Source organism: Chitinophaga filiformis (assembly GCF_900102545.1).
Classification (GTDB): Bacteria; Bacteroidota; Bacteroidia; order Chitinophagales; family Chitinophagaceae; genus Chitinophaga; species Chitinophaga filiformis.
In genome coordinates, this window is the sequence record NZ_FNBN01000014.1 from 111085 (window position 1) to 118661 (window position 7577).

Sequence of the window (7577 nt, forward strand, 5' to 3'; positions counted from 1 at the left end):
ATTAAAACACAAAAGCCATTCCAACAAGATCAACTGCGGCACATTTTGTGTTAATTAAAATACAAACCTCATCATTTTATATTAATGCCCCTTATGCAGAAATGGCTTCGTATAACCCTGATTGTTTCTGGTAGCCTCCTCGGTATACTTATATTGTTATGGCTGGGGCTAGCTTTGTACATCCGTCAGAACAAGGCCGACATTCTGCAACAGATCAGCGATGCGCTGAACGACAGACTGCATGGGGGAACATTGGTGATAAAAGACATGGATCCTTCGCTGGTACGCAGTTTCCCAAATGTTTCCATAGCCCTGGGAGGGGTGAGTATAAAGGATAGTCTCTGGAATACGCATCAGCATCAATTGCTGGATGTAGCACGTATTTTCGTAAAAGTAAATACTTTCTCACTACTCAGAAAACAACTGGATGTGCGGCAGATCTCCCTCGAGAAAGGCAGCATTTACCTGTTTACTGACAACACCGGTTATAGTAACACCGGCATCCTGAAGCGGAATACCCATGGCAAGGCCGAAGGAAAAGAGCCAGGAAGGGCGGCAGACATTACCCGTCTGCAATTGTCTGACATCCATTTAATAATAGAGAACCAGCTGAAGCATAAATTGTTCAGTTTCGACATCGCCGATCTGAAAGGTAATCTGCGGAATAATGATTCCGGTTGGGTCTGTAATCTGAATACTTCCTTGAGAGTGCTTAGTATGGCGTTCAATACGGAAAAGGGAAGTTATCTGAAGGAAAAGCCCCTGCAGACGGACCTGGAGATCCACTATAACCGGATAAAGAAAACACTGGATATTCCGCAGCAGGCTTTGCGTGTAGGCGGACAAACTATTTCTGTAGGCGCCTCTTTTTCTTTCGGGGCGGAGCCACGGCCATTTACATTACATATCGTGGCAGATAAGATCCCCCTGCGGCTAGCGTCGTCTTTACTGACGCCCAAAATATCTTCCAAACTGGATAGCATTAATATAGACAAGCCCATAGATGCCGAGGCACGGATAAGCGGACAAATGCAGCCGGGGGACAAGCCGTCGGTGTATGTTACCTGGAAAACGGCCGGCAATGTAGTTACCACCAAAGGCATGGAATTGCAGGAATGCAGTTTTGCGGGCAGTTTTTCGAATGAATGGGTACAGGGCGAGCCAAGAGTGGATGAGAACTCAATCGTCAGTATTTTCGGCCTGAAAGCGAAATTATATGGCATCCCGGTGTCTGCTGATACTGTCCGGATCACGAATCTGAAACATCCTACTTTAATGGGTTATTTCCGGTCTGATTTCAACCTTACAGACCTGAATGATGCGCAGGGGGATGATGGTGTGTTCCGGTTTACCGGAGGAACGGCGGTAGCTGCTTTATATTACAAGGGAGGAATTAAAGCGGGGGATACGATTGTGCCTTATCTGAAAGGCACGGTAGCACTAAGGGACGGTGCGATGGAATACATTCCCCGCAATCTGGAGTTCAGCGGCTGTAATGCTTTACTGGCTTTCAATGGACAGGATCTTTCACTACAGGATATAAGGATCCGCACGCGGAAAAGTAATCTGCAGATGGATGGGAGTGTAAAGAATCTTACGCGGCTATATTTTTCTGCACCTGAGAAATTGCAGCTGGATTGGACGGTGCGGAGTACTGGTATAGATCTTGATGAGTTCCGGTCGTTCCTTGGAAAGCGGCAACGGGGAAAACGTGCCAACGCTGTTGCCAATCGCCGGAAGATAAACAGGATTGCCAGTCAGCTGGATGTTATGCTAAACAGCTGTAATATCAATCTTTCCCTGTTACTTGATAAGCTGACCTATGGCAATTTTGTGGCGCAGCAGGTGAGGGCTGACCTAACATTGAAGGAATCGGATATTTATCTGCAACGGATGTCATTAGCCCATGCAGGCGGCAATATCAATATGAAAGGGACTGTTACGCAGGACGGGGTGAATAACCGTTTTAAGATCAATGCAGATATAAAGAATGTGCAGATCGATCAGCTTTTTCATGCTTTTGACAATTTCGGTATGCAGTCGCTGGGGGCAAAGAATCTGAAGGGAATCTTCTCCGCCACGGCAGCAGTAAGTGGTAATATAAAAGACAACGGAAAGATGGCGCCGCAGTCCATATACGGTACACTGGCTTTTGACCTGCGGAATGGGGCCCTGATCCATTTTGCTCCGTTGGAAGATATCGGTAGCCTGCTGTTCCGCGGACGTAACCTGGACAACATCACTTTTGAGAATCTGAAGAATACCCTGACCCTGCAGGGAAATAAGATCATCGTGCCGCCGATGCAGATCAATTCCAGCGCGCTGTATATGGACGTATCAGGGGTATATGCCATGACAAAGGGGACAGATATGTACATTACTGTGCCGCTGCGCAATCCGAAGAAGGATGAGGATATTGTTGACAAAGAAGAAAAGAAAAGCAGACGTAAGAGAGGAATTGTGCTGCATCTGCATGCCATGGATGGGGAAGATGGCAAGGTGAAGATCAAATTAGGGGGTAAAAAAGATAAACCGGAAGATCCGGATATGTAACTTTTAAAGAGAAAGGCCGTTTTATTGTAATTTAGCGCCTGATAATCAATCATTCCATGAAAAAAATACTGGTTCCAGCACTGCTGACACTGGCTGCCTGTAGTAAGAAAGAAGACACAACAGTCCGCCAACCTGATTATGATGGCAAGTGGTATATCCACCAGATTGTTGAGAAAGTGTATACGCTGGAGGACGGGGATACAGCCTACACCCGCTACAATGTGACCGACTACCCGGGAACTGCCAACTATATGGATTTCCAGATTAACAAGGGTAAGGGGGATGCTATAGTTTACCTGGACAACCAGCTGGATTCCATGTCATACGAGGCGGTATCACATGTATATTTTCGCCTGGATACCACGCTGTGTGAGGTAACGCGGGTCACTGACAGTGCATTTCAATTCAATACGCTGATATTTGATGGAGCACCGATCCCTGACAGGGTACAGGTAACGCAACACTTTTTCACACTTAGCCGCTGATCCGGGAGGGAAGCCTGTTAAAAGGGCATGGTTTTTATAGTTTAAAGGGCGGACCATATTTTCGCAATAATGTCCAGAGAGCATATCAAGAGCCTTATTTACACATTACGCGCAGCTTTCCAGGTATTACAAAAGAACGATCCCTTACGCCTGGCCGGGGCGACTGCATTTTTTGCCAGTTTTGCGCTTCCACCGATCTTGTTGATCCTTGTACAGGTACTGGGATTACTGTTCAACCGCCGGTCTATCGGCAGACAGCTGATCATGCGGCTGGGGGAACTGGTGGGTGATGAAAGTGCAAAACAGGTAGTTGTTACGCTGAGAGGATTCCGTGGGCTGGCGCACACCGGGCCTGTGGCCATCATACTGTTTATTTTCCTGCTGTTTGTAACAACGACCCTGTTGAAGGTGATCAAAAGTTCACTGAACCAGTTATGGATGATCCGGATCACCGAGAAACAAAGTTTCCTGCAATCGTTAATAGACCGCTTACGTTCCCTGGTGGTAATAGGGGCCGCGGGCATCCTTTTCCTTGCCAGTCTGATGGCGGAAAGTGTGCAGGCTTTCCTGGGAAGTTATGTCAACGATGTATTTCCCCGCGCTGCATTTGTGTTCAGCGGAGTATTTACACAAGTTGTGTCATTGCTTATCGTCACCTGCTGGTTTGCGGTGTTGTTCCGATATCTGCCTGATGCGCGTCCTACGTGGAAAGTAGCATTCTCGGGAGCATTGCTCACCGGGATCTTATTCAGTATAGGGAAACTGGTCTTACGCCGGTTGCTGTATGGGGGCAATATTGGGATCCTGTATGGGGCATCTGCCTCTGCAGTGCTGTTGATGCTGTTTATCTTCTATAGTGCCATCATCTTCTATTACGGAGCTGCATTTACTAAAGTATGGAGCGAATTCAAACATCGTCCGATGCAGCCTCTCCGTCATGCCACCTTCTATAAACTAGCGGATGTAGAAGTGCGCTGACCTACTCTCCGCGTAAAACCATTTCTATCTGGTCCTTTACAGGATTGCTAAAGCCTTCCAGCTCAATTTTCGGATGCTGATCCAGATTGATACGGATCTTGCCGGTTTCGTTCACCAAAGAATCGGATAAAGGTTCTAATAATGCATGCATCTGGCGAACACCCAGTTGTGCCAGCTGATTCATAAAATTGTCTTCCAGTTGGAGGAATTCCCGGTTCTTGTAGGTATATGTTACCTGAATCATGATAAATTTGTTTTTCAGAGGATATTAATAAATAAATATATTGGTTAAATTAGACTATATATATTCTGCAATCATTCACGGTGTGAAGTTAGCAATTTTCATGCGCGATTTGCTGGTATAAATATATAAATTTAACTAATAACTAGTTGTATGTCACTTGTATAAAACTTTTCCACAATAAGTTTTCCACAAGTGGAAGGCGTCATTTGACCCCAATGATTTATCTTGCCGTTTCAAATTCACCAGATGCGTTTACGTTATATCAGTTGTCCCGGCAGCAGGGCACTTACTTTTTTAATCTGCCTGCTGGCAGTGCATGCCAGCGCCCAGCCATGGAAGCAGACCCAATGGGGAAAGGATGGTCAAACCATCTATGAGGCCAATGGCACCAGTATCACCAGTTACAACGCAAAAGAGGGACGGCAGAACGTAAAGATCCCCAGCAGTTTGCTGACGCCCAAAGGGCAGGCAGCTATCCAGGTGGAAGATTTTTCCTATACACCTGATGAAAATAAATGGCTGATTTATACAAAATCGCAGAAAGTATGGCGATATAAGACAAGGGGTGACTACTGGTTACTTGATATTCCCAGTGGCAAATTGCAACAACTGGGTAAAGGATTACCCGCTTCTTCTCTCATGTTCGCAAAAATTTCCCCCGACGGGAAACAGGTGGCTTATGTCAGCGAACATAATTTATACGTCGAAGATATCCTGACCGGTAAGATCAAAGCCCTCACAAAAGACGGTAACCGTCGCCTGATCAACGGTACCTTTGACTGGGCTTATGAAGAGGAGTTTGATTGCCGTGATGGTTTCCGCTGGAGCCCTGATAGCCGCTCTATTGCCTATTGGCAGATAGATGCACGTAAGATCAGGGATTTCCTCATGATGGATAATACAGATTCACTCTATTCTTATACTGTTCCAGTAGAATATCCGAAAGCAGGTGAGAGTCCTTCTTCCTGTCGTGTAGGTGTGGTGGATATCAATACCGCGAAGACTATCTGGTTGCAGATACCTGGTGATCCGCAACAACATTATATCACCCGTATGGAATGGAATCCGGCGCGTACAGGGTTAATATTACAACAGCTCAACAGGAAACAGAATGAAAGTGTGTTGTACGTTGCTGATCCGGTTAGCGGCAAGGCTAAGCCAATCTATAAGGAAAGCGATTCTGCCTGGATCGATATCCGTTCCCGCTGGAATAGTGAAATGACAGGATGGGACTGGATCAATGGTGGTAAATCTTTTATATGGGTAAGTGAGAAAGATGGCTGGAGGCATATGTACAACGTGGATATGAACGGTAAGGAAACGCTGATCACACCCGGTAATTATGATATCATCAACCTGCTGAGGATAGATGAAAAGAATAATCAGGCCTTTATTCTGGCATCTCCTGAGAATCCTACCCAGCAGTATCTTTATAAAGTATCCCTGGATGGTAAGGGCGCTCCTGAAAGAATTTCTCCTATAATTGAGGAGGGTACACATGACTATGAGATCTCTCCTGATGCACAGTGGGCGGTACATAGCTTTTCCAATCGTTATTATCAGCCGCATAGTGAGCTGGTATTTCTGCCTACGCATAAAGATGATCTGAAGAGCAATATTGCAATGGACCTGCAGACTTCAAGATTTGCACCACGTCAGGAGTTCTTCCAGGTAACAACGCCTGAGGGTGTTACCATGGATGGCTGGATGGCTCGTCCGACGAACTTCGACTCTACAAAGAAATATCCTGTTGTATTTTATGTATATGGCGAACCTGCGGCGGCTACTGCCAGAGACCAGTATGGTGCCGGTCGCAATTTCATCTATAACGGTGATATGGCGGCTGACGGGTACATTTATATCTCTATGGATAACAGAGGTACTCCTTTGCCTAAGGGGCGTCAGTGGCGCAAGAGCATTTACCGCAACGTCGGACAGGTAAACGTACGTGACCAGGCTGCGGGTGCGCAGGAACTGTTTAAGCGTTACCGTTATCTCGATACTTCACGTGTGGCGGTATGGGGCTGGAGCGGTGGTGGTGGCATGACACTGAACCTGCTGTTCCGTTATCCGCAGATCTATAAAACCGGTATTGCTATTGCTGCTGTGGGTAGTCTCTTTACCTACGACAACATCTACCAGGAGCGGTATATGGGGCTGCCGCAGGAGAATCATGAGGACTATGTCAAAGGTTCACCTGTAACCTATACTAAAGGCCTCGTAGGAAATCTGCTGTACATTCATGGTACCGGTGATGATAATGTGCATTATCAAAACGCGGAGTTACTCCAGAATGAACTGATCCGCAATGGTAAGCAGTTCCAGTTTATGTCTTATCCTAACCGTACACATAGCATCAATGAAGGTGCGGGCACCTTCAAGCACTTGTCTACTTTGTATACTAACTATTTGAAAGAACATTGTCCTCCGGGAGCGAGATAATTTTAATATGAATAAGGCTACTATCTTCGGATTAATTTCGGTTATCATTGTGATCATCAGTGCATTTCTGCCCTGGCTGACGATTGAGAGCAAGCATTTAGCGTTTACCGGTATGAATACTGCCGGTTCCAGTTTTGGAGAGCCAGGGAAGCTGAGCATCTTTGTTTCAGTAGTGGCGGGTGTGCTGTTTCTTGTGCCAGGGAAATGGTCGGCGAGAGTGAATCTTTTTGTGTCGGCGTTTTTGGCGGCGTGGGCGTTTAGGAATTTTGTGTTGTTTTCGAGGTGTGAGATGGGGGTGTGTCCTGAGCGCGGGATTGGGCTGTATTTGTCGGTCGTTGCGGCGATTGTGGCGTTTGTGTGTGTCATTTTGAGTAATGGTGGGAAGGCGCCGGTTAAGTGATATTACTTTTTTGGGAATAAAGCCTCGCGAGTTCGCGGGGCTTTTTTCGTTGAAGTATATTTTAGACTATGGAGAAATTATGCAACCGTTGAGTTAAGCCGTCGGTGGACGCGTGAGGATTATGTTTGTTATTTGATGGTTTGGTGAGGGGATGTTGCTGCGGTTTCAGGTGGGACCACGGGCTGTATCCCTTTTCGAGGCCTACTATTGGGCTTTGTTGGTCGTATTGGGCTTTTGGATATTTATTAAACCCCTGGTGGATCGTGTCAGCCTCTCCAAGGGATAAGGCCCTTAGGTCTCCACCTGAAACCCTCCGCTACTTTGGGGTGGTTGTGAGGGGATGGGTGTATCACAATTCAAGCCGACGCCGGTAAATTCTGTGTTGTTACCTTCTGGCGCCCCTATGAGATACAGGTGATATACCCCGAGACGTCCGATAACGACAACACAACACCAATCAACCCCGTTAGGGGTT

The 7577-nt window shown here is 46.5% G+C and carries 7 protein-coding genes; 5 read left to right on the forward strand and 2 right to left on the reverse strand.

Going from position 1 to position 7577, the window contains the following annotated elements:
* The first annotated feature begins 93 nt into the window (after positions 1-93).
* From BLR32_RS32460 to BLR32_RS32470, 3 genes are all read left to right on the forward strand, one after another.
* Positions 94-2553: an AsmA family protein gene (locus BLR32_RS32460; RefSeq protein ID WP_176842511.1), complete on the forward strand. Its 2460-nt coding sequence runs from the start codon at positions 94-96 to the stop codon at positions 2551-2553.
* A gap of 56 nt (positions 2554-2609) precedes the next feature.
* Positions 2610-3038, forward strand: coding sequence for a hypothetical protein (locus BLR32_RS32465; RefSeq protein WP_089838634.1), 429 nt, complete (start codon positions 2610-2612; stop codon positions 3036-3038).
* A 69-nt stretch (positions 3039-3107) separates the two neighbouring features.
* Positions 3108-4016: a YihY/virulence factor BrkB family protein gene (locus tag BLR32_RS32470; protein WP_089838635.1), complete on the forward strand. Its 909-nt coding sequence runs from the start codon at positions 3108-3110 to the stop codon at positions 4014-4016.
* Between the two features lies 1 nt (position 4017).
* On the opposite strand, the gene BLR32_RS32475 is transcribed toward BLR32_RS32470, so the two are convergent.
* Entirely contained in the window at positions 4018-4260 is a 243-nt protein-coding gene (locus tag BLR32_RS32475) for a hypothetical protein (protein WP_089838637.1), read from the reverse strand.
* A 246-nt stretch (positions 4261-4506) separates the two neighbouring features.
* Here BLR32_RS32475 and BLR32_RS32480 point away from each other — a divergent pair, with 246 nt between their 5' ends.
* Both BLR32_RS32480 and BLR32_RS32485 read left to right on the forward strand, forming a co-directional pair.
* Positions 4507-6702, forward strand: coding sequence for a S9 family peptidase (locus tag BLR32_RS32480; RefSeq protein ID WP_089838639.1), 2196 nt, complete (start codon positions 4507-4509; stop codon positions 6700-6702).
* A gap of 7 nt (positions 6703-6709) precedes the next feature.
* Positions 6710-7102: a hypothetical protein gene (locus tag BLR32_RS32485; protein WP_089838641.1), complete on the forward strand. Its 393-nt coding sequence runs from the start codon at positions 6710-6712 to the stop codon at positions 7100-7102.
* A gap of 291 nt (positions 7103-7393) precedes the next feature.
* Here BLR32_RS32485 and BLR32_RS34290 read toward each other — a convergent pair.
* Positions 7394-7577, reverse strand: a 184-nt coding sequence (locus BLR32_RS34290) for a hypothetical protein (protein ID WP_218124292.1), incomplete at its 5' end; no start/stop codon positions are given.